Source organism: Sphingomonas sp. 66-10 (assembly GCF_001897045.1).
In the GTDB taxonomy this organism is placed as follows: Bacteria; Pseudomonadota; Alphaproteobacteria; order Sphingomonadales; family Sphingomonadaceae; genus Sphingomonas; species Sphingomonas lycopersici.
Genome location: NZ_MKRR01000138.1, coordinates 139,834 through 165,909 on the forward strand (window position 1 = coordinate 139,834; position 26,076 = coordinate 165,909).

Sequence of the window (26,076 nt, forward strand, 5' to 3'; positions counted from 1 at the left end):
GCGGGGGTCTGCCCGCCGTGGCCGATCAGGATCAGCCCGACGGGAACATGCGCGCCGGCGCGCTCGACCGCGTCGATGATCATGTCCCAGCGCTTTTCACGGTGGTGGCGGCCGATGCCGAACAGCAGCAGCCCGTCCTCGGGCAGATCGCATTGCGCGAGCAACGCGCGGCGCAGATTCTCATCGCGGAAGCGCGGCGAGAAATGCTGGCGCTCGATCCCCAGCGGGAAGGCGGCGTCGATCCTCAGGCCACGCGCGGTGAGCCGTTCCTGGAGCGCCGGGCCGTTGGTCAGCACGCAATCGTATTTTTCCAGGAACCGCGACATATAGCGCGTGTACCAGGAGAAAGCGCGCTCGACCTTCTCCGCGCTCGCCACGCCCTCGAACCAGCGCTGGGCGTAGGCGGCCATATTGTCGTTGTGCATGAAATAGGATTTGAGCGCGCGGCCCTGCCAGTCGCCGACGAACCACGCCGGCTTCCACGGGCTGCAATTCTCCACCACGTCCGGGTCGTAGTGATCGAGCAACGCGGTGATCGCGTCGCGATCCCAGAACAGCCCGTAATTCTTGTCGAACGGGATCGGCGGCGATTTGACGTAATGGACGCGGCCGCCGCCGGGGCGATCCTCGATCCGCTCCTCCTTGCCGCAGGCGAGCACGATCAGCTCGTGCCCCAGATCGGCCATGATCCCGATCTTGCGGTCGATATAGGTGCGCACGCCCCCTCCGGTGGGCGAGTAGATCTCGTTGACGTCGACGATGCGCATATCAGTTTCCGATCGAAAATGCGGTTTGACCGCATCGCGCGACACCCGCCCCGGTTCTCACTCCTCCCCCGGAGGGGGACCGTTGCGCAGCAACGGTGGAGGGGTAGTCGCCGCGGGCGGTGTCGCCTGTGGCGTCCACCCCTCCACCAGCCTTCGGCTGGTCCCCCTCCCCTTCCAGGGGAGGAATAGGGAGCGGGCCGATGCCGCGTGAGGTGACCCGAAGGGGCATCACCAGACTCAACGCCCCACCGGGCCGAAGGCGGGGGGGAAGCCGTGGAGATATTGCGTGCGGATCAGCACGGTCGCGACGCCGGTGCCGACGTTGACCATCGCGTTGGATAGCTTGGGCTTCGAACGGCCGAGCTTCTGGTTACCCGGCACGCCGACCCCGTCGGACCAGAAATTGAACTTGTTCTTCCCGTCGCGATCGTGGGTGAACAGGATCGCATAGGTGCCGGGATGCGGCACGCGCATGCACATCACCACCGGGCCGTTTCGCGGCGTCGGCACCCAGATGCGGCGGAACAATTTGCCCTCTTTCTTGAGGTCGCGGTCGTCGCGCAGGAAATCGTCCTCGTTCGCCGGGTAAAGCTCCAGCTTCAGCGATCCGACGCGATCCTTCATGCCGACGACCTCGACGCGGATGCTGGGGCCGTTGATGCAGGCGTCGGTCTCGCCGACCGGCTGCGCGGCGGCGGCGAGCGGCGCGACGAGGGCGGCGAGCGCCGCGACGAGGGCGGCGAGCGCCGCGGAGAGGATCAGGCGGCGGCGTGCCATTCGCGGGCCTTTGCGATGGCGCTCCCGGCGCTGATGACAGCGATGAGAACGACGTGGACGAGCAGGGTGAGCGCCGCGGTGAACGCGATCATCTCGGAAAGCGCGCGATCCTGGCCGACGATCAGGATCGCGAAATTGGCGAAGAGCAGATCCTTGTTGGGCAGGAAGGGAAGGCGCGAGACGAGCAGCCGCCCGGCGGACAGGAACAGCCACATGCCGACCGAAACCCCCGGCATCGCGAAATGCCAGCAGAGCGCGAGCAGGATCGAGGTGAGCACGATGCGCGCAGCGTGGATGTTGAAGATCATCCACAATTCGCGGCGCGGCAGCGAGAAGACGCGCTTGGAGAGCGCGACGATCGTCACCGAGATCAGCAGCGTGAGCCCCGCGGACCACATCACCGTGTGGAGCAGCTGCGCCGGGATGAGCTGATAGCCGAGCGGCAGCGCGATCGCGCAGAGCAGGATCGTCGCGCCGTTGCCGGCGATGCCCGACAGGATGCTGACGTCCTTCACCGCGCCGAACGGCGCCGCGACCATATGCGCGCGCTCGCGCGCCCAGGCGTAGAAATAGGCCTCGCCCGAATAGCCGAGCACGACGTCGTTCGCGATCCGCTTCTTGTTGAGCGCGATGAACCCGCCCAGCCAGGGAATCCGCCAGAGATAGCGGAAGATCAGCAGGTCGCCGATCGGATAGGTGACGTAGAGCAGGGCGAAGCACAGGTAGAACCACGGGCTCGCCGGCACCGCGCGGTTGAGCCCGGCAAGCCCCGCGCTCAGCAATTCGTGGCCGAGGCCGGCGATCATCGCCAGCGTCACCATCGCGCCGAGGATCATCGGCCAGCGGCGCTTGATCGTCTCGACCGGCTCCAGGCCGGCGAGCTCGACGACCGGATCGGGCGCAACTGTAGTGGCGGGCATGTCGGGGGGTGCTCCGGGGGGCAAAGCAGTCTTTCTTATCTCGCCCTATTCCGGGCGAATGTCTCATTTACGACTGATTGTGGATTCTTGTGGGCGGATTTGGGCTGTTGCATGGCAGTGTGCAAGATGGACCGCGTGAAACACATTTTCACTTACGCCGAATCGCTCGATGGCGGGGGCGTCGAGCGTGCGCAGCTTCGGCTGGCGCGCGGCTGGCTGGCGGCGGGGCGGCGGGTGACGCTGGCGGTCGGCTGTATCGACGGGCCGCTCGCCGCCGAGATTCCTGACGGGCTGGAGATCGTGCGGCTGGGCGGCACGACCTTCTCCGCTCTGTTCCGCGTTCCTGCTATCATACGGGAAACGCAGCCGGATATCATCTTCTGCCCCGGCTCATATTATACCAGCATCGCCTTGTGGACGCGGCTCAGGCTCGGGCGATCCTGCCCGCCGATCGTCAGCAAGGTTTCCAATGCGATGCGGCGCGGCGATCATCGGGCGCTGCTCGCGGCGGGGCATGCGGCGTGGCTGCGGCTGCACCCGCGCTTTCTTGACCGAATCGTGGCGATGACCGACGCGAGCGCACGAGACGTGCTCGAAACGACGCGAATCGATCCGTCGCGCTGCGCGACGATCGCCAATCCGCCGGCCTTGCCGCTGCCGGGGGCGACGATCGAGGGGCTGCCGCCGCGCTATATCCTCGGCGTCGGGCGGCTGGTGCGGCAGAAGAGATGGGATCGCCTGCTCGACGCGATTCCGCGGCTTGCCGAGCGACTGCCGCTGGTCATCCTGGGCGAGGGCGATCAGCGCGCCGCGATCGAGGCACGCGCTGCCGCTCTGGGGATCGATGTGCGGCTGCTCGGCCATTCGCCCGATCCGCTGCTGGCGATGCGCTCGGCCGCGGTGCTCGCGCTGACCTCCGATTTCGAGGGCGTCCCCGGGGTGCTGCGCGAGGCGCTGTCGGTCGGGACGCCGGTCGTCACCACCGATTCGTCGCCGGCGGTGTGGGAAATCGTCACCTCCGCCGCGCTGGGCACGGTGGTGTCGACCGACGATGCCGACGGGCTGGTCAAGGCGCTCGACTGGTGGCTGATGCCCGATGCCGCGCGCCCCGCGCCGGTGCCGCCGCCGGGGGCGGATTCGGCCGAGCGCTATCTCGCGCTGTTCGATTCGGTGCTGTCGGGCGCGCCGGTGCCGGTGTGGCATCCGGGGGCGGCCGAGCCGCATCTCGTGCCGCTCCCCACCGTCGAGCCGGCGGCGGCGTCGCCGACGTCAATCCGCTGATTCGACCTTTTCGGAGCGGCGTTCCATCGCGGTCTTGATCAAGGCGGTCATCGGATCGGCCAGTGCGAGCCCGAGGATGCCGAACAAGGCGCTCGCCAGGATCTGCGCGCCGAGCGTCAGCGCGGGCGGCAGATCGACCGCGCGCTTGGCGACCGTCGGGATCACGACATAGCCGTCGAACAATTGCACCGCGGCATAGACGCCGATCGCGGCATAGCCGGTATGCGTCCCCGCCGAGAAACCCACCGCGATCGTCAGCGCGCCCGAGACCAGCGCGCCGATATTGGGGATGAAGGCGAGCAGGCCGGTGAGGATGCCGAGGATCAGCGCCATCGGCACCCCGGCGATCGCCAGCGCGGTGCCGACGAACACCCCCTCCGCCGCCATCCCGACCAGCCGCCCGGCGAGCAGCCGCCGCAATGTCTTGCCCATCGCCTCGACGGTGAGCGCGAATTCCTGGCGGTTGTCTTCGGGCACCATCCATTGCAGCCCGCGGTCATAGACCCGGGGGTCCATCGCGACGAACAGCCCGATCACCAGGATCATGAACATCGTGGTGAGCGCGCCGAACGCGGTGCCGACCCAGGAGGTGAGCCGGCCGACCGACGACAAGGCCTCGCGCGCCAGCCCGCCGAGATCCTTGACCCCCGGGAGCAGCCCCTGCGCCGAAAGCCAGGTCGCGAGCCGCATCGCCTGCACCTCGATCGTCGAGCGCAATTGCAGCACCTGATCGGTGATCTGCATCCCCGCGATATAGAAGGTCGCGACGAGGAACGAGATCGTCAGCAGGCAGACGATCAGCAACCGCCAGCCGCGCGGGATCGGCAACACCCGGCCGAGCAGCCGCACCCCGCCGTCGAGCAGGGCGGCGAAGACCAGCCCGGCGAAGATGATCAGCAATGGCTGGACGAGCAGCACGACCAGCACGATCGCCGAGGCCATCCCCAGCCATACCGCGGCGCGCTTGATCTCGCGCCGGGTTTCGGGGTTGCGGATCTCGTTCGGGCTCGCGCCCTCGAGGATCTGCAACCGCCGCTCGGTCATTGCGCCTGTTCCGGGTGGAGCGAGGTGCCCGCGCGGCCGCTGCGCAGCGAATGCCACCAGCTCAGCGGGTTGAGCGAGGCCGATCCGTCGACCGAGAAAGTGATGAATTCGGCGCGACCGCCGAGATTCTCCCACGGCACCGGCCCGCCGAGCCCCTTTTCATAGCCGCCGAGCGCGAAGCGGCTGTCGGCCGAGCGATCGCGATTGTCGCCCATCAGGAAGACATGGCTGGCGGGAATCGTGATCGGATTGCCCGCGTGATAATAATCGCCGGGGCTGTCGGGCTCGAGATCGACCGTGTCGTAGCGGCGCCCGTTGGGGAGGGTTTCGGTGACGATCGGCAGCCGGCACACCGTCCTGCCGCCGGCCAGCGTCACGCGCGCGCCGGGATATTGCAGCGGGTCGCAGGTGGCGTTGGCGTCGACCGGCAGGTCGCGATAGTGCATCGCGCCGCGCGCGATCGGCTTGCCGTTGAGGATCACCACCCCGCCGCGCACCTCGAGCGTATCGCCGGGGAGCCCGATCACGCGCTTGATATAGTCGCTCGACTGGCCCGGCGGGGTGACGATCACCACGTCGCCGCGCTCGGGCAGCTTGCCCCACAGACGCCCCTTGATGAACGGCAGCTCGACCGACCAGCTGTCCTCGGGCTTGTGGAGCACGAGGCTGTTGAAGATCGCGACCGGATTGGGGATCGTCGGCGAGACGAACGACCAGCCGTAAGCATATTTGGAAACGACCAGCCGATCGCCCACCTCCAGCCCCGGCAGCATGGATTCGCTCGGGATATAGAAGGGCTTGGCGATGAAGCTGTGGAAGCCGAGCACCGCGACGATCAGCCAGAACATGCCGCGCAGCTCGCCCCACCAGTCGATGCCACGACGTTCGGGGGTTTCCTGTGCGGCCGGCGGTTCGCCCGTCAATGCCAGCTCCTCGGCCATATGGTCACTCATTGAGGTATCGCTTCGATGATCACGAAGGCCTGCGCCCAAGGGTGATCGTCGGTGAGAGTCAAGTGGATGCGCGCGACGTGCCCCTCGGGGATCATCGCGTCAAGCCTCGCCTTGGCGCCGCCGGCCAGCGCCAGCGTCGGCGCGCCCGAGGGGGCGTTGACCACCCCGATGTCCTTCATGAACACCCCGCGCTTGAACCCGGTGCCGACCGCCTTGGAAAAGGCCTCCTTGGCGGCGAAGCGCTTGGCATAGGTGCCCGCGCGGGTGAACGGCCGCCGCGCCGCCTTGGCGCGCTCGATATCGGTGAAGACGCGCGCCTCGAAACGCTCGCCAAACCGGTCGAGCGAGGCCTGGATCCGCTCGATATTGCACAGATCGGAGCCGAGCCCGACGATCACCGCGCGAGATCCATCAGCTCGCGCATCCGCCGCACCGCCGGCTCCAGCCCGACGAAGATCGCCTCGCCGATCAGGAAGTGGCCGATGTTGAGCTCGCGCACCTGCGGGATCGCGGCGACCGGGGCGACATTGTCATAGGTCAGCCCGTGGCCGGCATGGACCTCGATCCCGTTCTTCGCCGCCAGCGCGGCAGCGTCGGCGAGGTGGCGAAGCTCGGCGGCGCGCGCGTCGCCGGTCAGTTCCGCATAGCGCCCGGTGTGCAATTCGACCACCGGCGCGCCGAGCCGCACCGCCGCCTCGATCTGGCGCGGATCGGGCTCGATGAACAGGGAGACGCGGATATTGGCCGCGCCCAGCGCGCCGACCATCGGGGCGAGGTGATTATGTTGCCCCGCGGCGTCGAGCCCGCCCTCGGTGGTGCGTTCGGCGCGCTTCTCGGGGACGATGCACGCGGCGTGCGGGCGGTGGTTGAGCGCGATCGCCAGCATTTCCTCGGTCGCCGCCATTTCGAGGTTGAGCGGGATCGACAGTTCGTTCGACAGCCGCGCGATATCGCCGTCGGTGATGTGGCGGCGGTCCTCGCGCAGATGCGCGGTGATCCCGTCCGCCCCCGCCGCCGCCGCGAGCAATGCCGCGCGCACCGGATCGGGGGTATCGCCGCCGCGCGCGTTGCGGACGGTCGCGACATGATCGATGTTGACGCCGAGGCGCAGCGCGTGCGTCACGCCGCCGCCCTGCTGCCCGGCTTGATCGCGGGGATCGCGGCGAGCGCGGGAGGCAGCGCATCGGCCTCATAGGTCGGCACGTCGAGCCTGATCAGCGGGAAGAAGGGGATTCCGAGATCGGCGGTGCCGTTCGAGCGATCGACCAGCGACGCGCCCGCGATCACCTTGCCCCCCGCCGCCTCGATCGCCTTGATCGCCTCGCGGCTGGAGAGGCCGGTGGTGACGACATCCTCCATCATCAGCACTTCCTGCCCCGGTTCGAGGCGAAAGCCGCGGCGCAGCTCGAAGGTGCCGGCCGGGCGCTCGACGAACATCGCCTCCACCCCCAGCGCGCGCGCCATCTCATGCCCGGCGATCACCCCGCCCATCGCGGGCGAGACGACCGCGGTGATCCGCGCGCGCAGCTCGGCCGGGATCCGCGCGGCGAGCGCCTCGCTGAGCCGGGCGCCGCGGCGCGGGTCCATCAACACCCGCGCGCATTGCAGGTAACGCGGGGAGCGCAGGCCGGAGGAGAGGATGAAATGGCCTTCGAGCAGCGCATCGGCAGCGCGAAACTCGGCCAGCACCTCATCGTCGGTCATGCTTGTCCCTTCAGCGTAATTTGCCCCCGCGAGATACGGACCGAAGGCCCCCTGCGCAACGTCGGCCGGCAAAAATGCCCGTTGCGGCTTGAGGAGGCGGGAACGCGTGCGTATAGCGCGGGCGGATTGGACGGAATCTGCGCCGCGTGGGCGGCTGTGGGGCCACGACTGGCAGGGGTGATAACGAGACGATGAGAATCGCGTTCAAAGGATTGGCACTGGCGGCGAGCCTCGCGCTCGCCGGGCTGATGCCCGCTGCGGCGCAGGCGCCCGCGAAACAGGAAGCGCCCGTCGCCGCCGCTGCTGCGGCCCCGGCGGCGAATGCCGCGGCGCCCGCCGCAACCGCCGCGAAGCCGGCCTCGCCCGAACTGGCGATGGACGGCGCGCCGGCGATGACGGTCAAGCCGATGCTCGGCCAGCCGACCGACGGGCTGATGACGATCCAGCCGCAGGTGACCGCGAACGGCCGCCGCGCGCACAGCTTTCACGATCACATCCTGCTGCCGCTGATCACCGCGATCTCGCTGTTCGTCCTCGCGCTCTTGATCTGGGTGGTGATCCGCTATCGCCGCGCCGCCAATCCGGTGCCGTCGAAGACCAGCCACAATACCGCGATCGAGATCGTCTGGACGCTCGTCCCGGTGCTGATCCTCGTCGCGGTGGCGGTGCCCTCGATCGGGCTGCTCAACGCGCAGTACAAGCCCGCGCCGGCCAATGCCGTGACGCTCAAGGCGATCGGCAACCAATGGTATTGGAGCTACCAATATCCGGATAACGGCGGGATCGAGATCACCGCCAATCTGCTCAAGGAAAAGGATCAGGTCGCGGCGGGCGAACGCTATCGCACCGATGCCGACGGCCCGCGCCTGCTCGCCACCGACAATCGCATCGTGCTGCCGGTCGGCGTGCCGATCCGCCTGATCACCACCGCCAACGACGTGATCCACAGCTGGGCCGTCCCCGCGTTCTGGATCAAGCTCGACGCGGTGCCGGGGCGCCTCAACGAGACGAGCTTCACGATCGAGAAGCCGGGCCTGTACTTCGGCCAGTGCTCCGAACTGTGCGGCGCGCGCCACGGCTATATGCCGATCGCGGTGGAAGCCGTGCCGCCGGCCGAATTCGCCGCCTGGGTGAAGGCCAAGGGCGGCTCGATGCCGGGCGAGGCCAAGCCCGCCGCGGCCGCGCCGGCCGCTGCCGCCGCGCCCGCCGCCGCGCCGGCCGCCAACGCCGCTGCTCCTACCAACACCGCTGAAGCGGCGCCCGCGAATGCGGCCACCGCCGAAGCAGCGACCGGACGCTGAGCCATGACTGATACCGCGATCCAACCTTCGGCGTTCGAGGCGCATCACGCGCACGACCATCATCACGATGCCGATCACAAGCCGGGCTTCTTCGCCCGCTGGTTCATGTCCACCAACCACAAGGACATCGGCACGCTCTATCTGATCTTCGCGATCTGCGCCGGCATCATCGGCGGCGCGATCTCGGGGCTGATGCGCGCCGAGCTGATGCATCCCGGGATCCAGTATCTCCAGGGCTGGGCGGCGCATCTCCACGGCGGCGAGGCGAGCCTCGACGAATCGCTCCACCTGTGGAACGTGATGGTCACCGCGCACGGGCTGATCATGGTGTTCTTCATGGTCATGCCGGCGATGATCGGCGGGTTCGGCAACTGGTTCGTCCCGATCATGATCGGCGCGCCGGACATGGCCTTCCCGCGGATGAACAACATCTCGTTCTGGCTGCTGATCCCGGCGTTCACGCTGCTCCTCGCCTCGCCCTTCTTCGGCGGCGCGGGCAATGGCTGGACGCTCTATGCCCCGCTCTCCACTTATGGCGAGCCAGGGCCATCGACCGATATGGCGATCCTCTCGCTCCACCTTGCGGGCGCATCGTCGATCCTCGGCGCGATCAACTTCATCACGACGATCTTCAACATGCGCGCCCCGGGCATGACGCTGCACAAGATGCCGCTGTTCGTGTGGTCGGTGCTGGTCACCGCCTTCCTGCTGCTGCTCGCGCTGCCGGTGCTTGCCGCGGCGATCACCATGCTGCTGACCGATCGTAACTTCGGCACGACCTTCTACGATCCGGCCGGCGGCGGCGATCCGATCCTCTACCAGCATCTGTTCTGGTTCTTCGGCCACCCCGAAGTGTACATCATGATCCTGCCGGGCTTCGGCATCGTCAGCCAGATCATCTCCACCTTCAGCCGCAAGCCGGTGTTCGGCTATCTCGGCATGGCCTATGCCATGGTCGCGATCGGCGTGGTCGGGTTCGTCGTGTGGGCGCACCACATGTTCACCACCGGCCTCAGCGTGAACACCAAGATGTACTTCACCGCGGCGACGATGGTCATCGCCGTGCCGACCGGCATCAAGATCTTCTCGTGGATCGCGACGATGTGGGGCGGCAGCCTGACCTTCCGCACCCCGATGGTGTGGGCGATCGGCTTCATCTTCATGTTCACCGTCGGCGGCGTCACCGGCGTGGTGCTCGCCAACGGCGGCGTCGACGATTACATGCAGGACACTTATTACGTGGTGGCGCACTTCCACTACGTGCTGAGCCTCGGCGCGGTGTTCTCGCTGTTCGCCGGCTTCTATTACTGGTTCCCGAAGATGTCGGGGAAGATGCTCAACGAGTTCCTCGGCCACCTGCATTTCTGGGTGTTCTTCGTGGGCGTCAACGTGCTGTTCTTCCCGATGCACTTCCTCGGGCTGCAGGGCATGCCGCGCCGCTACCCGGATTATCCGGACGGCTTCGCGCATTGGAACACGGTGGCGACCGTCGGCTATATGATCATGGCCGCGGGCATGGCGATCTTCTTCGTCAACGTGATCATCTCGCTGATCGCGGGCCGCAAGGCGGGCGACAATCCGTGGGGCGAGGGCGCGACGACGCTGGAGTGGACGCTGTCCTCCCCGCCGCCGTACCACCAGTTCGAAACGCTGCCGGTGATCGACGACGACCAGCATCATTGATCGTCGCTTTCGAAAGCCATCGAAACACAGGCGCCCGGGGGGAAACCTCCGGGCGTTTTGTTTGATTCGCGCGGCGGAACGCCGATCCGGCGGGTTTGCGGTCCGTCGATAATCGCGGCATGATCGGGCGATAAAGAGCACGGAGAGCGACGATGCCCGATTTTCGCATGATCGATACCGGCGGCACGAAATTGCGCGTCGCGGTGGAGGGGCAGGGGCCGCTCGTGCTGATGGTCCACGGCTTTCCCGAGAGCTGGTATTCGTGGCGGCATCAGCTTGGCCCGGTCGCGGCGGCGGGATTCACCGCGGCGGCGATCGACGTGCGGGGCTATGGCGGGTCGGACAAGCCGCACGCGGTCGCCGATTATGCGATGGCGCATATGGTGGCCGATATGGCCGCGGTCGCGCGCGCGCTCCAGCCCGATGGCCCGGCGATCATCGTCGGGCACGATTGGGGCGCGCCGATGGTGTGGAACAGCGCGTTGATCCACCCCGAGCTGTTTCGCGCCGTGGCGGCCTTCTCGGTGCCGTACAGCGGGGTGCCGACGCGGCCGTTCACCGAGATCTTCCGCGCGGTGTTCACCAGCCAGGGGCGGTTCTTCTATCAGGAATGGTTTCAGGCCGAGGGGCCGGCGGAGGCCGAGGCGGAGCGCGATATCCGCACCTTCCTGCGCAAGCTCTATTACGGCATCTGCGGCGATGCCCCGGTCGGCACCTGGCCCGATAAGCCGGCGACCGCGACCTTGCTCGAGGGGATGGTTGATCCCGATCCCTTCCCGGCGTGGCTGACCCCGGCGGATATCGATTATTATGTCGGCGAGTTCACCGCCTCCGGGCTGCGCGGGCCGCTCAACCGCTATCGCAACCACGAGCGCGATTTCGAATGGCTCCAGCCCTATCGCGACCGCCGCATCGAGCAGCCCGCGCTGTTCATCGGCGGAAGCAAGGATCCGGCGACGACCTTGTTCGGCGCGGTCGCCGATCCGATCGCGATGATGCGCCCGCTGGTGCCGCAGCTCGAAGGGCATATCCTCGACGGGTGCGGGCATTGGACGCAGCAGGAGCGGCCGGCGGAGGTCAACCGGCTGCTGGTCGACTGGCTGCGGCGGGTGTGACGGCCCTGGGGCTGCGTCTGACCTGGCGGTTACGGTCACCGTGGCGCCGGCCTGTCGCGCCGCGGGACAAGGGGATGGCGATCGCGCTGCCGCCGGAAAGCGCGGGGTCGCCGCGTTGCTCGCGCCGCCGATAGGCTGCGCGAGCGATGAGCGGGCGTCCGGTTGGTCGTCGCGCCGGCCCTAGCCCCGGCGCGACGATCGCGCCTTATTCGTCGGCGGCAGCGGCCTTGCGGCGGCCACGCGCGGCCGGCTGGCCGTTGCCTTCGGACGTCTTGCGCTTCATGCCGGGTTTGCGGCCGAGACCGATCTTCTTGGCCATCGCGCGGCGCGCTTCCGAATAGTTTTCGGCAACCATCGGATAATCCGGCTTGAGGCCATAACGCTGGCGATATTCAGCCGGGGTCAGCCCCTGGCCGGCGAGATGACGACGCAGAGTCTTATACGGCTTGCCGTCGATCATCGAGATGATGAAATCCTTCGACGCGAGCGACTTGCGCACCGAAACCGCCGGAACATAATCCGACGCCGCTTCCGGCGCAGTCGTGGTTTCGGCCTGCGAAGAAAGCCCCGAGACCGCCTCGTGCATCTTCTTCAAGAATGCGGGAACATCTTCACCCGATGCGCGGGTGTTGGGGTTGGACAACCAAGCGATCGTCAATTCGGTGGCGAGTTCGACGGTGTTGGTGTCGATCGATTCTTCGGACATGCCGCGCTCCTGTGGGTTGGGTGCGCCCGTCATTAGCGCGTCAAGATGACGCGTCAATATCATCATAGATGAACCCGCCCAAAGGACTGATGCACGATCCTATCGATAACAGCTGTCAAAATATCTCGTACGACTGTTCCGCGTGCCGAGTCGCAGGGTGGCGAGCAGCGAAGGAAACAAAGGTAAGGGCACGGAAATCCGCCGTACTTTGCCGTCGTTCAAACCTGTCACCGTTGACAGCTTCACCTCATGCTGTTGTTGTCAAATAGTGTATTAGCTTGGGACAGAAGCCGCTATATTACGAACGTGTAATATTGCGTCGGCGGTGAAATTTCGGGCCGCGCCGCTCGTCGCCGGGCAAAGAAAAAGCCCGCCGCGGCACAGCGCGACGGGCTCGATATCGGCAAGAGCGAATGATCAGGCGAGGATGCCGGGCAGATCGAGCCCCTTCTCGCGCGCGCAATCGAGCGCGATCGCATAGCCCGCGTCGGCATGACGCATCACCCCGGTGGCGGGATCGTTCCACAACACGCGTTCGAGCCGGCGCGCCGCCTCTGGCGTGCCGTCGGCGACGATCACCATCCCCGCATGCTGCGAATAGCCCATCCCGACCCCGCCGCCATGGTGGAGCGACACCCAGGTCGCCCCCGAGGCGGTGTTGAGCAGCGCGTTGAGCAACGGCCAGTCGGACACCGCGTCCGAGCCGTCGCGCATCGCCTCGGTCTCGCGGTTGGGCGAGGCGACCGAGCCCGAATCGAGGTGGTCGCGGCCGATCACTACCGGCGCCTTCAATTCGCCCGACGCGACCATCTCGTTGAACGCGAGGCCGAGCCGGTGGCGGTCGCCGAGCCCGACCCAGCAGATCCGCGCGGGGAGGCCCTGGAAGTGGATCCGCTCGCGCGCCATGTCGAGCCAGCGGTGGAGGTGCTTGTTGTCGGGGAGCAGCTCCTTCACCTTGGCGTCGGTGCGATAGATATCCTCGGGGTCGCCCGACAGCGCCGCCCAGCGGAACGGGCCGATGCCGCGGCAGAACAGGGGGCGGATATAGGCCGGGACGAAGCCGGGGAAGGCGAAGGCGTCGCTGACGCCCTCGTCGAGCGCGACCTGGCGGATGTTGTTGCCATAATCGACCGTCGGCACCCCGGCGGCCTTGAACGCGAGCATCGCCTTGACGTGCTGCGCCATCGAGGCGCGCGCGGCGGCGGCGACGGTCGCGGGATCCTGCTCGCGGGTGGCGATCCAGCGTTCGACCGTCCAGCCGACCGGCAGATAGCCGTTGACCGGATCGTGCGCGCTGGTCTGATCGGTGAGCAGATCGGGGCGGATGCCGCGGGCGTGGATTTCGGGGAGCAATTCGGCGGCATTGCCGAGCAGCCCGACCGAGATCGGCTCCCTGGCGGTGGTGACGATTTCCAGCGCCTCGTCGAGGCTGGTCGTCGCGCGATCGAGATAGCCGGTGCGCAGCCGCATATCGATCCGGCTCTGCTGGCATTCGATCGCGAGGCACGAGGCGCCCGCCATCACCGCGGCGAGCGGCTGCGCGCCACCCATCCCGCCGAGCCCCGCGGTAAGCAGCCATTTGCCCGAGAGGTCGCCGTCATAATGCTGGCGGCCCATCTCGACGAAGGTCTCATAGGTGCCCTGGACGATCCCCTGGGTGCCGATATAGATCCACGAGCCCGCGGTCATCTGGCCGTACATCGCGAGGCCCTTGCGATCCAATTCGTCGAAATGCTCCCAATTCGCCCATTTGGGGACCAAGTTGCTGTTGGCGAGCAGCACGCGCGGCGCATCGGAATGGGTGCGGAACACCCCGACCGGCTTGCCCGACTGGATCAGCAGAGTCTGATCGTCCTCGAGCTGGCGCAGCGCCTCGACGATCCGGTCATAGCTTTCCCAGTCGCGCGCGGCGCGGCCGATCCCGCCATAGACGACCAGTTCCTCGGGGCGCTCGGCGACATCGGGGTGGAGGTTGTTCATCAACATCCGCAACGGGGCTTCGGTGAGCCAGCTCTTGGCGGACAGCGTGGTGCCGGTGGCGGGCTTGATGACGCGGGAAGGATCGAGACGGGTCATGAGGCAAAATCCAGACAGGCGTTGATGACATTGCGCAGCGTCGCGGAGAGCGGCGCGGCATAAGCGGGGTCGAAGGCGGGGGGCCAATTATGTTCGTCGGGCACGGCCGGCTCGGGGGCATAGCCGCGGATCGCGAGCTCCATCTGGATCGCGTGGACGCCCTCGGCGGGTGCAGCATAATGCCGGGTGGTCCAGCCGCCCTTGAACCGCCCGTTGAGCACCTGATCGGCGGTGCAGGCGGCGGAGACCGCAGCGGCCAGCGCCGGATCGCAGGTCGCGCCGTCGTTGGTGCCGATATTATATTGCGGCAGATCGCCGTCGAACAGCCGCGGGATATGGCCGCGGATCGAATGCGCGTCGTAGAGCACGATGCGCGGGTGCGCGGCGCGGAGGCGGGCAATCTCGGCGGCGAGCACGGCATGATAGGGATCGAACCAGGCCGCGCGGCGGCGGGCGATCTCCGCCGCGTCGGGCGCATTGCCCGTATAGAGCGGTTCGCCGTCGAAAGTGGTGGTCGGGCATAATTCGGTCGTCGCCTGCCCCGGATAGAGCGACGCGCCCGAAGGATCGCGGTTGACGTCGATCACGCTGCGCGAAATCGTCGTGCGGACGATCGTCGCGCCGACGTCGGCGGCGAAGGCGTAGAGCTTCTCGATATGCCAATCCGCATCGCGGCGGGCGAGCCACGGCGAGACGAACTGCGCGTCGAGCCCGGCGAGGCCGGTGCCGGTATGCGGCATCGCGACGATCAGCGGCGCACTGCCGCGGTGGAGGTGGACGAAGTTGGTCATTGTTTGACCACTCCGGCGAAGGGGCACCCCGCAAAGTAATACTTTGCGGGGACCCCGAAGGCCGGGGTCCAGTTACGACCGGCCCGATGCTGGACCCCGGCTTGCGCCGGGGGGGGTGGAGCGGGGAAACTCATGCCGTCACCCCCGGCAACGTCGCGCCGCTTGCCTTGACCAAGGCACCCGAGGTGACCAGCGCGGTGGCCTTCGCCATATCGGGCGCGAAATGGCGATCGTCGGCGAGCGTCGGCACCTCGCCGCGGATCGCGCCGCGCGCCGCCTCCAGCGCGCCCGACGAGGTGAGCGGGGCGTGGAAGTCGCAGCCCTGCGCCGCGGCAAGCGCCTCGATGCCGATGACATGCGCGGCATTGGCGGCCATCGCCAGCAGCCGCCGCGCGCCATGCGCCGCCATCGAGACATGATCCTCCTGATTGGCCGAGGTGGGGATCGAATCGACCGAGGCGGGATAGGCGCGCTGCTTGTTCTCGCTGACCAGCGCGGCGGCGGTGACCTGCGGGATCATGAACCCCGAGTTGAGCCCCGGGCGCGGGGTGAGGAAGGCGGGGAGCCCCGACAGCGCCGGATCGACCAGCATCGCGATGCGACGTTCGGCGATCGAGCCGATCTCGCAGATCGCGATCGCGATCATGTCGGCGGCGAAGGCGACCGGCTCGGCGTGGAAATTGCCGCCCGACAGCGCCTCGTCGGTATCGGCGAAGATCAGCGGATTGTCGCTGACGCCGTTCGCCTCGGTGGCGAGCGTCGCCGCCGCCTGACGCAGCACGTCGAGCGCGGCGCCCATCACCTGCGGCTGGCAGCGCAGGCAATAGGGATCCTGAACGCGCGGATCGTCCTCGCGGTGGCTGGCGCGGATCGCCGAATCGGTCATCAGATGGCGCAAGGCATCGCCGACCGCGATCTGCCCGGCATGGCCGCGCAAGGCGTGGATGCGCGCGTCGAACGGCGCGTCGGAACCCTTCGCCGCCTCGGTCGAAAGCGCGCCGGTGACCAAAGCGGCCTGAAACACGCCCTCCGCCTCGAACAGCCCGGCGAGCGCATTGGCGGTGGAGAATTGCGTGCCGTTGAGCAGCGCGAGACCCTCCTTCGGGCCGAGCTCGAGCGGGGCGAGCCCGGCGCGCGCCAGCGCGTCGGCCGCGGGGAGGGTTTCGCCGTTGACGACGATCTCGCCCGCACCGATCATCGTCGCGGCCATATGCGCGAGCGGCGCGAGATCGCCCGAGGCGCCGACCGAGCCCTGGCACGGGATCACCGGGAGCAGGTCGTTCGCGAGCATCGCTTCGAGCAACGCGATCGTCTCGGGCCGCACCCCCGACGCGCCGACCCCGAGGCTGGCGAGCTTGAGCGCGAGCATCAGCCGCACCACCCCGGCGGGGGAAGGCGCGCCGACGCCTGCAGCGTGGCTCAGCACGATATTGCGCTGGAGCGTCGCGAGATCCGCGTCGCCGATCTTGACGCTGGCGAGCTTCCCGAACCCGGTGTTGATGCCATAGACGGGCTGGTGCCGCGCGATGATCCGCGCGACCGCGGCGGCGCTTTCGGCGATGCGCGGGTGCGCGCGCTCGGCCAGTTTGGCGGGCGCGCCGCGATAGATGGTGCGCCAATCGGCCAGCGGGACATGGCCGGGGTGAAGGATGATCACTTGCCTCTCCGAATACGGGTGTGAAGGGGGTTGAAACCAAAGCGATAGACGAGCTCGGCGGGGCGCTGGACGTTCCAGATCGCGAGATCGCATTGCTTGCCGGGTTCGAGCGTGCCGATCGCATCGGCGCGGCCGATCGCGCGCGCGGCGTTGACGGTGACCGCGCGCAACACCTCGTCGACCGTCAGCCGGAACAGCGTCGCGCCCATGTTGAGCACGAGCAGCAGCGAGGTGAGCGGCGAGGTGCCCGGGTTGCTGTCGGTGGCGAGCGCGATCGGCACCCCCGCGGCGCGCAATGCGGCGATCGGCGGCAGCCTGGTCTCGCGGGTGAAATAATAAGCGCCGGGGAGGAGGGTCGCGACGGTGCCCGCGGCGGCCATCGCGGCGATCCCCGCGTCGTCGAGATATTCGAGATGATCGGCCGAGAGCGCCTTGTGCCGCGCGGCGAGCGCGGCGCCGTGGAGGTTGGAGAGCTGTTCGGCGTGGAGCTTGACCGGAAGGGTGTGGCGCGCGGCGGCGGCGAAGACGCGCTCGGTCTGCGCCGGGGTGAAGCCGATCCCCTCGCAAAAGGCGTCGACCGCGTCGGCAAGGCCCTCGCGCGCGATTGCGGGGAGCATCACGTCGCAGACCTGGGCGATATAGCCGTCGGGGTCGCCGGCATATTCGGGCGGGAGCGCGTGCGCGCCGAGGAAGGTGGTGGTGACCGAAACGTCGCGAGCCGCGCCGAGCTTGCGCGCGGCGCGGAGCAGCCGGGCCTCGCTCCCGGGGTCGAGCCCATAGCCCGATTTGATCTCGATCGTCGTCACCCCCTCGGCGAGCAAAGCGTCGAGCCGGGGGAGCGCGGCGGCGACCAGTTCGTCCTCGCTCGCGGCGCGGGTGGCGCGCATCGTCGAGACGATCCCGCCCCCGGCGCGCGCGATCTCCTCATAGGAGGCGCCGGCCAGCCGCAGCTCGAATTCATGCGCGCGATCACCGGCATAGACGAGATGGGTATGGCAATCGATCAGCCCCGGGGTGATCCAGCGCCCGGCGCAGTCGATCGTCTCGCGCGCCGGCGGCGCGTCGCCGGCGGGGCCGGCATAAGTGATGACGCCGTCTTCGCAGGCGATGGCGGCATGTTCGATGATGCCCAGCGCGGGGCCGGTCATCGTGGCGAGTCGGGCGTTGGTCCAGAGGCGATCGGCCATGCGCTTATCATTGCAGCGTTCGATGATAATGTATAGACATTATTGCGACGCGATGACGAAGGCCGTTCCTCTCCCCGTCATGCCGGGCTTGATCCGGCATCCAGAGCCACCCAGGCCGTCGCTTGTGACTCTGGATACCGGGTCGAGCCCGGCATGACGGCGATGGGTTGGGGGGTAAGGCATCATGCGTAAGATGGGGTCCACCCCGGCGCAGGCCGGGGTCCAGCATCGGGCCGGTCGTAAACTGGGCTCCGGCCTTCGGGGTGCCCCTTCGCCGGGGCGGAAGTCCAGTGATGTTCTAAGGAGAATGACGTGACGACGCTGCATTTTGCCGAAGCGATGTTGCCCGGGGGCTGGGCGCGCGACGTGCGCGTGACGATCGCCGGCGGGGTGATCGCGTCGGTCGAAACGGGGGCGGACGCGCAGCCCGGCGACGAGCGGCATCGCGCCGCGCTGCCGGGGATGCCCAATCTCCACAGCCACGCCTTCCAGCGCGGGATGGCGGGGCTGGCCGAGGTCGCCGGGCCGAGCGACGATAGTTTCTGGACGTGGCGCGAGGTGATGTATCGCTTCGCCGAGCGCGTCTCGCCCGATGATCTCGCGGCGATCGCGGCGATGGCCTATATCGAGATGCTCGAGGGCGGGTTCACCCGCGTCGGGGAATTCCACTATCTGCATCATGCGCCCGACGGCACGGCCTATGCCGATCGCGCGGCGATGAGCGCGGCGATCGCGGCGGCGGCGCGCGAGACCGGGATCGCGCTGACCCATTTGCCGGTCTTCTATGCGCATGCCGGGTTCGGTGGGCTGCCGCTGGGCGCGCGGCAGCAACGCTTCGGGCATGATGTCGACGGGTTCGCCGCGTTGCTGGAGGGCGCGCGGGCGGCGTGCGCGGGGTTGCCCGATGCGGTGGTGGGCGTCGCGCCGCATTCGCTGCGCGCGGTGACCCCCGAGGAACTGATGGCGCTGGAGGCGATCGCGCCGGACGCGCCGGTCCATATCCATATCGCCGAGCAGGTGCGCGAGGTGGAGGATTGCGTCGCGTGGAGCGGGGCGCGGCCGGTCGAGTGGCTGCTCGATCATGCCGCGGTGGACGCGCGCTGGTGCCTCGTCCATGCGACGCACATGACCGCGGCGGAAACCGGCAGGCTGGCGAAGACGGGCGCGGTGGCGGGGCTGTGCCCGATCACCGAGGCCAATCTCGGCGACGGCATCTTCCCCGCGATCGATTTCGTCGCGGCGGGGGGCGTCTATGGCATCGGCTCGGATTCGAACGTGCTGATCGACGCGGGCGAGGAATTGCGGCTGCTCGAATATGGCCAGCGGCTCGAGCGGCGCGCGCGCAACCTGCTCGGGCGCGGCGGGGCGACGGGCGATGCCCTGTGGCGCGATGCGGTCGCGGGCGGCGCGCGGGCATTGGGCGCGGCGAGCGGGATCGCGGTCGGCAATGCGGCGGATATCGTCTCGCTGGCGGCGGATCATCCCGCCTTCGTCGCGCGTGAAGGGGCGGCGCTGGCCGATGCGTTGGTGTTCGCGCGCGGCGCGGTCGATCGCGTCTGGCGTCGCGGCGTCGCGGTGGTGCGCGGCGGGCGGCATGTCGCGCGCGAGGGTGTCGTGCAGCGCTATGCCACGACCTTGGCGGCCTTGCTGGCATGACGTCGCTCCACGCCCGGATCGTCGGCGAGATCGAGGCGGATATCCTGTCGGGCGCGCTCGCGGCGGGCGCGCGGCTGCCGGTCGAGCAGGAACTGATGCTGCGCTACGATTGCTCGCGGATGACGGTGAGCAAGGCGCTCGGCGAGCTCGCGCGCCGCGGGCTGATCGATCGCCGCAAGCGTGCGGGCACCTTCGTCCAGCGGCCGCGGGTTCATTCGGTGGTGCTCGATATCCCCGATCTCGCGCAGGAGGTCGCGGCGCGCGGGCAGGCCTATGCCTATCGCCTTGTCGAACGCCGCATCCGCCCCCCGCGCGACGCCGCCGAGCGCGCGCTGGCGGGGGCGGGGGCATTGCTCCAGATCGACGGGGTCCACCTCGCCGACGGGCTGCCGCTGGCGGCGGAGCAGCGGCTGGTGAGCCTCGCGAGCGTGCCCGAGGCGGCGGACGAGACGTTCGATCATGTCGCGCCGGGCGGGTGGCTGCTGCATCATGTGCCGTGGACCGAGGCCGAGACGCGCATCGCCGCCGCGGGTGCGGAGGGCGCGGTCGCCGCGCAGCTTCGGGTGGCGGCGGGGACGGCGTGCCTCGTAATCGAGCGCACGACGTGGCGCGGCGACGCCGGGGTGACATTTGTTCGGCAACACTTCCTCGGCGCCCATTACGACCTGGTGGCGCGGTTCGGGCCGGGGGCGCGTTAGTCGGACGTTCCCTTCGGCGGCTGCTTAAAGCGCCCGGACCAGCCGGGTCGCGACCGCAAGCCACGGCGCGTCGGCGATCGTCTGCGGCTTCGCCCCGAGCGCCGGGGGGAGGATCGTTGCCTTGCCGCCCGCCACCGCGATCAGCCGCCCGAACACGAAGCGCCCCGCGGGCACCGGCGCGAGCACGTCGCGGTTGAGCGCGCCCGCGAAATCGGCCGGGGCGAGCATGTCGCACCAGATCTCGTCCCCCGCGCGATAGTCGCCGACCCCCGCGCCGACCGTCACCGCAACCGCCCCCGGGGTCGGCTGCGGCGGGGTGACGCGGGCGGCGCGGCGCGGCGCGGTCGCGCCGTCGGCATCGAGCAACGCCGCCACCGCCAGATCGCCGCGCTCGGGCAGCGAGACGAGATCCGCCGCCTCGACCCCCAGCGCCGCCGCGATGCGGTTGAGCCACGCGACCGAAACGGTGCGGGTGCCGGTCTCGAGCCGGCCGATCGTCTGCGCGGTGGTCGGCGGCGAACAGCGTTGCGCCACCTCCTCCAGCGTCAGCCCCTTGGCGCGGCGTACTTCACGGATCGCGGTGATCATGACGATTTCCTAACCAAATCGGTTTTAACCCTGTCCTACAAACAACCGCCGATGGCAAGAGGGAATTCGCAACGCGAAAGGCAGATGACATGCGCGAATTGGTGGAACGGGCGATCGACCGGGACGGCGTGGTACGTACCGCGACGCGGGGAGCGCGAACCGTTACGGTGAACCTCGGCGAATCCGCGCTGGCGTGGCTGGCGGCGCGCGGGCTGGTCGATGCGCGGCAATGCGAGGCGGGCGAGCGGCTGCGCGGCGATTACGAACGCGCCGCGATCGCCCCGCGCACGACGATGTGCTGGGATGTCCAACGGGTCGACGGCGGCGGCGGCGACGGGGCCGATCCCGCGACCGCGCAACTCGCCGCGAAACGGCGCTTCGATGCCGCGCTCGCCGCGGTGGGGCGCGGGCTCGGCGACATATTGTGGCGAGTGGTGTGCGCCGACGAACGGCTGCCCGCCGCCGAACGCGCCTTGGGCTGGCCGGCGCGCTCGGGGCGATTGGTGCTGGGGCTGGCGCTGGATCGTCTGGCGGACCATTATAAATTGCGCTGAACGCTGATAGAGAGGCGCGATGCGGTTCGAAATCGTCAAATGCCACGGATCGGGAAATGACTTCCCGCTGATCGACGCGCGCGGGATCGCGCTGGATGACGCGCAATGGTCGATCGTCGCGCGCGCGCTCGCCGACCGGCGCGGCGCGGTGGGGGGCGACGGGCTGCTGATCATGCAGGAAAGCCACGGCCATATCCGCTTCCGCATGTGGAATGCCGACGGGTCGGAGGCGGAAACCTGCCTCAACGGCGTGCGCTGCGTCGCGCGGATGGCGTTCGAGCGACTGGGGATCGATCGCGCGACGCTGCATCTGATGCGCTCGACGGTCGAGGTGTCGCGCGAGCCCGATCTCGCCCCCGGCGTCCATACCGTGCGCGAGGTGGCGGGGCCGGCGTCGCTCGATATCGGCGAATGGCCGCTGCTCGGCGAGGGGCATGAGATCGTCGAGCGGCCGATCGCGCGGCTCGATCCGGTACTCGCCTTCACCGCGGTGGCGATGCCCAACCCGCATCTCGTGACCTTCGTCGACGCGATCGACGAGGCGGCGCTGGTGCGGATCGGCGAGGCGTGCGAGGCGGCGCCCGACTGGCTGCCCAACCGCGCCAATGTGTCGTTCGTGCGCGTGCTCGCGCCCGATGCGATCTATGTCCGTACCTTCGAACGCGGGGTGGGGCTGACCGACAGTTGCGGCAGCGCGATGGCCGCCTCGGCCTTCGCCGCGGCGCTGACCGGGCGCACCGCGTTCGACCGCGAGGTGATCGTGCGCAACAAGGGCGGGCTGGTGACGGCGCGCGCCGAGGGCGACGGGATGGTCGCGCTGAGCGGCAATGCGACCTGGGAATGGGAAGGCGCGGTGAGCGTCGATTTCGCCGAGGCGCTCGCCGGCGATCTCAATGTCGCGCATCATTTCAACGACGAGATCGCCGCCTGGGCGATCGTCGCCGAGCAGAGCGCGGCGGCGGTGTGACCATCCACCGCAGCGCGGCGGACGGCTATGCGGTTGGCGCGGGCAGCTATGTTCGCGGGCGGCCGGGCTATCCGCCCGAGGCGGCGCGGTGGCTGCGCGAGACGCTGGCGCTCGCGCCGGGGCGCGACGTGCTCGAAATCGGCGCGGGGACGGGCAAGTTCATCCCGCTGCTGCGCGCGACCGGGGCGCATGTGCTGGCGCTCGAGCCGGTCGCGGCGATGCGCGCGCGGCTGGCGCAGGACCATCGCGACGTGACGGTGCTCGACGGATCGGCCGCGGCGATCCCGCTTGCCGATGGCGCGGTCGATGCGGTCGTCTGCGCGCAGGCGTTCCACTGGTTCGCCACCGCCGATGCGCTGGCCGAGATGCGGCGCGTGCTCAGGCCGGGCGGGGTGCTCGGGCTGATCTGGAACGTGCGCGACGAGGAGGTGCCGTGGGTCGCGGCGCTCACCGCGCTGACCGATCCGTGGGAAGCCGGCACCCCGCGCTATCGCAGCGGGGCGTGGCGAAAGGTGTTTCCGGCGCCGGGGTTCGTGGAGATCGGAGAACGCGCGGTGCGCCACGCGCATGTCGGCAGCGCGGCGGCGGTGATCGTCGATCGCACCTTGTCGGTGAGCTTCATCGCCGCCTTGCCCGACGCGGCGCGCGACGAGGTGGAGCGGCAGGTGCGCGCGCTGATCGCCGATACCCCGGCGCTGGCGGGCGGGGGCGAGATCGCCTTTCCCTATGTGACGCGGATGTTCGCGTTTCGGCGGGTGGATTGACCGCGCACCGCTCCACCGGTCGCGCTGAGCTTGTGAGGGTGTCCTGTCCGTCGCGAAATAGGGGCGCCCTTCGACAAGCTCAGCCCGAACGCAGGGGCCGTGATTCCCGTCTAACGGGAGGCGGCTCTATGCCTCGCCGAACAGGTCGCGCTGCGCCTTGTCGAGTTCCTCGGCGTAGCGGCGGTGGACATAGGTTTCGGTGACGATCCCGAGCACCTGACCCGCCGGATCGAGCACCGCGAGCTCGTCGCTCTGCGCCGCGTCGAACGTCTTCATCACCGCACCGAGATCCATCTCGGGGGACAGCATATCCGCGGTGGCATGCGCGAGCGCGGCGGCAGGCGCATCGGGGTCGACCCCCTCGGCAAAGGCGACCGCGGTGGCGACGATCCCGGCATAACGATCGGCGTCGTCGACCAGCACGACGCGGCTCGTCGCGCCGAGCGGGAAGCGGCGGCGCAGCTCGGCGATGCTGATCGACGCCGGCGCACGCGCGGTGCCGCGGCGCATCATCCGCCCCGCGGTGAGCGCCTTGGTCCAGCCGACGTCGCGCGCGCTCTTGATCGTTTCGCCGCGCAGGTGGAGGCGCCAGGTGGAGAAGCTGTAGCCGAAGAGTTCGCGGACCATCGTGCTCGAGACGAGCGAGGCGGCGAGCACCGCGCCGGTGAGGCTGAAATTGCCCGTCGCCTCGAGCACCAGCATCGCCATCGTGAACGGCCCGCCGACCACCGCCACCGCCAGCGCCGCCATCCCGACCAAGGCGGCATTGGCCGGATCGAGGATCGGCACCCCGACGATCCACGCCAGCGCATCGGCATAGAGGTGCCCGATCAATGTGCCGAGGAACAAGGAGGCGAAGAACAAGCCGCCGCGAAAGCCGAAGCCGAGCGAGACGATCGACGCGAGGCTCTTGGCGACGAGCACCGCGGCGATGAACGCGATCGGCAGCGCGGTCATCATGTCGATATGCAGCGCGCTATGCCCGGCGGAGAGTACCTGCGGCGACCAGGCGGCGATCGGGATCAGCAGCACCCCGCCGAGCGCCGGGCGCGCCCAGCCCGCCAGCCAGCCGCGCGCCTGCGCCTCCACCGCCGCCACCGCCCGCATCAGCGCGATCCCGTACAGCGCGCAGATCGCGGCCAATCCGCCATAGACGATATAGCCGAAGGTATGGATCGCCGGCCCCGGCTGGACATGGACGATATAGGGCACGACCCCGAGCCGCTGCGCGACCTGCGCCCCGGCCAGCGACGCCGCGGCGACCGGCGCGATCGCGGCGGGGGTATAGGCGCCGATGACGATCTCGAACGCGTAGAACGCCCCCGCGATCGGCGCGCCGAACGCCGCCGCGATCGCCGCCCCCGCCCCCGCGCCGACCAGAATGCGCATGTCGCTGCGCCGGAGGCTGAGCCAGCGCCCGCCGAGCGAGCCGAACAGCGCGCCGATCTGCGCATAGGCCGCCTCGAGCCCGACCGAGGCGCCGAAGCCGTTCGACAGCATCGTCTGCCCCGCGATCACCGCGCTGTCGGCGGCGTTCATCCGCCCGCCGTGGAGCGCATTGGCCTCGACCGCGTCGACCAGCGCGCGGCGCCGCGCGCGCACCGCCCAGCCGAACAAGGCGAGGATCGCGCCGCCGACCGGCAGGATGAGGAGCTGCGCCGGCGTGAGCCCCGGCGCGCCGCTGAGCCGGACGTCGGCCGGCAGCCCGAACAGGACATGCTGGAGCAGCCGCGCGAGGCTGCCGATCACCACCGTCGCCAGCCCCGCCGCCATCCCGACCAGGATCGCCAGCGCGACGAATGAAAATTCGCTCGCGCGCACGCGGCGACGCAACCAGCGCATCCACGCCGGGGCGCGGCGCAGCAGGCGCGGGTTGGGGGGAAGGAAAGGCGCGGCGCCACGCATGATCGCCAGCCATGTGCCCGATGCGGGGCGATGTCCATCGGTGGGATTGGGGCGGGGATAATTAGAGGAGCCGGCAATTCCCGTTCGCCCTGAGCTTGTCGAAGGGCTGTCTTTCCTCCTTGGAAGGAAGGGCAGGGCTTCGACAAGCTCAGCCCGAACGGTTGAGAGGTTACCCCTCTCTCGTCACCCCGGCCTTGAGCCGGGGTCCATCGGGAGGCAAGCGCGGGGCGAGAGGCTCTGGTCGTGGAACGTGCGGCACAATGGACCCCGGCTCAAGGCCGGGGTGACGGCGGGTGGCGGTGGCGCGGCGAGCGAACCAAATAGGAACATTTTTCTTGACAGCGCGACGCTGTTTGGGTACATAACGGGAACGCTGACGAATTGCGACTCGCCCCGGACGGGCGGCGAGGCGCGCGTCGGCGGGGAACGGGTCGGGCGCGTGGGGTTTTCCGCGCCCGGCCCGTTTCCGTTTCGGGTTCAGCGCAGGACGGGTTCACATGGACGAGGAGGGGCAAGCCGCGCCGCGGCGCGACGATCCGCGGCATTGGCCGGCGGCGAAGCGCGAGGCGTTTTTCGATATGCTGTCGGTGACCTGCAACGTGAGGGCAGCCGCCGCGGCGGGCGGCGTAACGGTGTGGACCGCGTATAAGTGGCGGCGGCGCGACCTCGCTTTCGCTGCCGAGTGGAGCGAGGCGCTCGCGCTCGGCTACGAAGCATTGGAAATGGCGCTGGTCGGCCAGGCGCTGGCGGGCGACACGAGCGACACGATCCACGGCGCTGCCGCCACCCCGGTGGCGGTGGAATTGGCGTTCAAGCTGCTCACCCGTCATCGCGACGCGCCGGGCAAGCCCAAGCGTTTCGGTGGGTCGAAACGCATTTATGCCGACAAGGACGACAGCGACCGCGCGATCCTCGCCAAGCTCGCCGCGATCGAGGCGCGGCGGGCGAAGCAGGCGAAAGACCTATGACCCGCCGCGGCGGT

General features: G+C 68.9%; 25 protein-coding genes. 10 read left to right on the plus strand and 15 right to left on the minus strand.

The genetic code is table 11. The features are described 5' to 3' along the window. From BGN95_RS20020 to BGN95_RS20030, 3 genes are all read right to left on the minus strand, one after another. Window positions 1-767, minus strand: a 767-nt coding sequence (locus tag BGN95_RS20020) for a glycosyltransferase (RefSeq protein WP_286773793.1), incomplete at its 3' end; no start/stop codon positions are given. 237 nt (window positions 768-1,004) lie between these two features. Continuing rightward, on the minus strand, window positions 1,005-1,544 hold the full coding sequence (locus BGN95_RS20025) for a DUF2141 domain-containing protein (RefSeq protein WP_286773794.1): 540 nt from the start codon (window positions 1,542-1,544) through the stop codon (window positions 1,005-1,007). Continuing rightward, the gene (locus BGN95_RS20030; protein ID WP_179513151.1) at window positions 1,526-2,464 is read right to left on the minus strand and encodes a hypothetical protein; all 939 of its coding nucleotides are present in this window, start codon (window positions 2,462-2,464) and stop codon (window positions 1,526-1,528) included. Before BGN95_RS20030 ends, BGN95_RS20025 begins: the two co-directional genes overlap by 19 nt. 135 nt (window positions 2,465-2,599) lie before the next feature. On the opposite strand from BGN95_RS20030, the gene BGN95_RS20035 reads away from it, so the two are divergent. Further along, window positions 2,600-3,745, plus strand: a complete 1,146-nt coding sequence (locus BGN95_RS20035) for a glycosyltransferase (protein WP_265268721.1) — start codon at window positions 2,600-2,602, stop codon at window positions 3,743-3,745. Here BGN95_RS20035 and BGN95_RS20040 read toward each other — a convergent pair. The 5 genes from BGN95_RS20040 to pyrE are packed head-to-tail and all read right to left on the minus strand — an operon-like array spanning window position 3,734 to window position 7,446. Next, the gene (locus tag BGN95_RS20040; protein ID WP_179513153.1) at window positions 3,734-4,789 is read right to left on the minus strand and encodes an AI-2E family transporter; all 1,056 of its coding nucleotides are present in this window, start codon (window positions 4,787-4,789) and stop codon (window positions 3,734-3,736) included. The two genes, BGN95_RS20035 and BGN95_RS20040, sit on opposite strands and share 12 nt — an antisense overlap. Next, on the minus strand, window positions 4,786-5,730 hold the full coding sequence (gene lepB / locus BGN95_RS20045) for a signal peptidase I (RefSeq protein WP_286773822.1): 945 nt from the start codon (window positions 5,728-5,730) through the stop codon (window positions 4,786-4,788). The genes BGN95_RS20040 and lepB overlap by 4 nt, the downstream gene beginning before the upstream one ends. A gap of 8 nt (window positions 5,731-5,738) precedes the next feature. Next, on the minus strand, window positions 5,739-6,140 hold the full coding sequence (acpS, locus tag BGN95_RS20050) for a holo-ACP synthase (RefSeq protein ID WP_179513154.1): 402 nt from the start codon (window positions 6,138-6,140) through the stop codon (window positions 5,739-5,741). Further along, entirely contained in the window at window positions 6,137-6,865 is a 729-nt protein-coding gene (locus BGN95_RS20055) for a pyridoxine 5'-phosphate synthase (RefSeq protein WP_286773795.1), read from the minus strand. The genes acpS and BGN95_RS20055 overlap by 4 nt, the downstream gene beginning before the upstream one ends. Continuing rightward, window positions 6,862-7,446: an orotate phosphoribosyltransferase gene (gene pyrE / locus BGN95_RS20060; RefSeq protein WP_286773796.1), complete on the minus strand. Its 585-nt coding sequence runs from the start codon at window positions 7,444-7,446 to the stop codon at window positions 6,862-6,864. The genes BGN95_RS20055 and pyrE overlap by 4 nt, the downstream gene beginning before the upstream one ends. Window positions 7,447-7,637: 191 nt before the next feature. Here pyrE and coxB point away from each other — a divergent pair, with 191 nt between their 5' ends. The 3 genes from coxB (at window position 7,638) to BGN95_RS20075 (ending at window position 11,545) form a co-directional block, all read left to right on the plus strand. Next, a complete protein-coding gene (gene coxB, locus BGN95_RS20065) occupies window positions 7,638-8,747 on the plus strand; it encodes a cytochrome c oxidase subunit II (protein ID WP_179513157.1) in 1,110 nt (369 codons plus the stop codon). A 3-nt stretch (window positions 8,748-8,750) separates the two neighbouring features. Beyond that, window positions 8,751-10,430 (plus strand): cytochrome c oxidase subunit I, encoded by a 1,680-nt coding sequence (gene ctaD, locus BGN95_RS20070; protein WP_286773797.1) that lies wholly within the window; start codon window positions 8,751-8,753, stop codon window positions 10,428-10,430. A 152-nt stretch (window positions 10,431-10,582) separates the two neighbouring features. Next, window positions 10,583-11,545: an alpha/beta fold hydrolase gene (locus tag BGN95_RS20075; protein ID WP_286773798.1), complete on the plus strand. Its 963-nt coding sequence runs from the start codon at window positions 10,583-10,585 to the stop codon at window positions 11,543-11,545. A 205-nt stretch (window positions 11,546-11,750) separates the two neighbouring features. Here BGN95_RS20075 and BGN95_RS20080 read toward each other — a convergent pair whose 3' ends face one another. From BGN95_RS20080 to hutI, 5 genes are all read right to left on the minus strand, one after another. Further along, complete coding sequence (locus tag BGN95_RS20080; protein ID WP_179513160.1) at window positions 11,751-12,251, minus strand: Ros/MucR family transcriptional regulator; 501 nt, start codon at window positions 12,249-12,251, stop codon at window positions 11,751-11,753. A gap of 417 nt (window positions 12,252-12,668) precedes the next feature. Then, window positions 12,669-14,327, minus strand: coding sequence for a urocanate hydratase (gene hutU, locus BGN95_RS20085; RefSeq protein WP_286773799.1), 1,659 nt, complete (start codon window positions 14,325-14,327; stop codon window positions 12,669-12,671). Next, window positions 14,324-15,118: an N-formylglutamate deformylase gene (gene hutG / locus BGN95_RS20090; protein ID WP_286773800.1), complete on the minus strand. Its 795-nt coding sequence runs from the start codon at window positions 15,116-15,118 to the stop codon at window positions 14,324-14,326. The genes hutU and hutG overlap by 4 nt, the downstream gene beginning before the upstream one ends. A gap of 130 nt (window positions 15,119-15,248) precedes the next feature. Then, window positions 15,249-16,775, minus strand: a complete 1,527-nt coding sequence (gene hutH / locus BGN95_RS20095) for a histidine ammonia-lyase (protein ID WP_286773801.1) — start codon at window positions 16,773-16,775, stop codon at window positions 15,249-15,251. Beyond that, on the minus strand, window positions 16,772-17,962 hold the full coding sequence (gene hutI / locus BGN95_RS20100; RefSeq protein ID WP_286773802.1) for an imidazolonepropionase: 1,191 nt from the start codon (window positions 17,960-17,962) through the stop codon (window positions 16,772-16,774). Before hutI ends, hutH begins: the two co-directional genes overlap by 4 nt. A 312-nt stretch (window positions 17,963-18,274) precedes the next feature. Here hutI and BGN95_RS20105 point away from each other — a divergent pair, with 312 nt between their 5' ends. Continuing rightward, window positions 18,275-19,618, plus strand: a complete 1,344-nt coding sequence (locus BGN95_RS20105) for a formimidoylglutamate deiminase (protein WP_286773803.1) — start codon at window positions 18,275-18,277, stop codon at window positions 19,616-19,618. Continuing rightward, complete coding sequence (gene hutC / locus BGN95_RS20110; RefSeq protein WP_179513166.1) at window positions 19,615-20,316, plus strand: histidine utilization transcriptional repressor HutC; 702 nt, start codon at window positions 19,615-19,617, stop codon at window positions 20,314-20,316. Before BGN95_RS20105 ends, hutC begins: the two co-directional genes overlap by 4 nt. Window positions 20,317-20,340: 24 nt before the next feature. Here hutC and BGN95_RS20115 read toward each other — a convergent pair whose 3' ends face one another. Continuing rightward, window positions 20,341-20,904, minus strand: coding sequence for a helix-turn-helix domain-containing protein (locus BGN95_RS20115; RefSeq protein WP_179513167.1), 564 nt, complete (start codon window positions 20,902-20,904; stop codon window positions 20,341-20,343). 89 nt (window positions 20,905-20,993) lie between these two features. Here BGN95_RS20115 and BGN95_RS20120 point away from each other — a divergent pair, with 89 nt between their 5' ends. From BGN95_RS20120 to BGN95_RS20130, 3 genes are read left to right on the plus strand one after another with little or no spacing between them, the layout of a single operon-like run. After that, complete coding sequence (locus BGN95_RS20120; protein ID WP_286773804.1) at window positions 20,994-21,458, plus strand: DUF6456 domain-containing protein; 465 nt, start codon at window positions 20,994-20,996, stop codon at window positions 21,456-21,458. A gap of 19 nt (window positions 21,459-21,477) precedes the next feature. Then, window positions 21,478-22,425, plus strand: a complete 948-nt coding sequence (gene dapF, locus BGN95_RS20125; RefSeq protein WP_179513169.1) for a diaminopimelate epimerase — start codon at window positions 21,478-21,480, stop codon at window positions 22,423-22,425. Beyond that, complete coding sequence (locus BGN95_RS20130; protein ID WP_265268710.1) at window positions 22,422-23,189, plus strand: class I SAM-dependent methyltransferase; 768 nt, start codon at window positions 22,422-22,424, stop codon at window positions 23,187-23,189. The genes dapF and BGN95_RS20130 overlap by 4 nt, the downstream gene beginning before the upstream one ends. A gap of 126 nt (window positions 23,190-23,315) precedes the next feature. Here BGN95_RS20130 and BGN95_RS20135 read toward each other — a convergent pair whose 3' ends face one another. Next, entirely contained in the window at window positions 23,316-25,094 is a 1,779-nt protein-coding gene (locus BGN95_RS20135; protein ID WP_502688324.1) for a chloride channel protein, read from the minus strand. A 497-nt stretch (window positions 25,095-25,591) separates the two neighbouring features. Here BGN95_RS20135 and BGN95_RS20140 point away from each other — a divergent pair, with 497 nt between their 5' ends. Further along, window positions 25,592-26,062, plus strand: coding sequence for a hypothetical protein (locus BGN95_RS20140; protein ID WP_286773805.1), 471 nt, complete (start codon window positions 25,592-25,594; stop codon window positions 26,060-26,062). Window positions 26,063-26,076 lie beyond the last annotated feature (14 nt).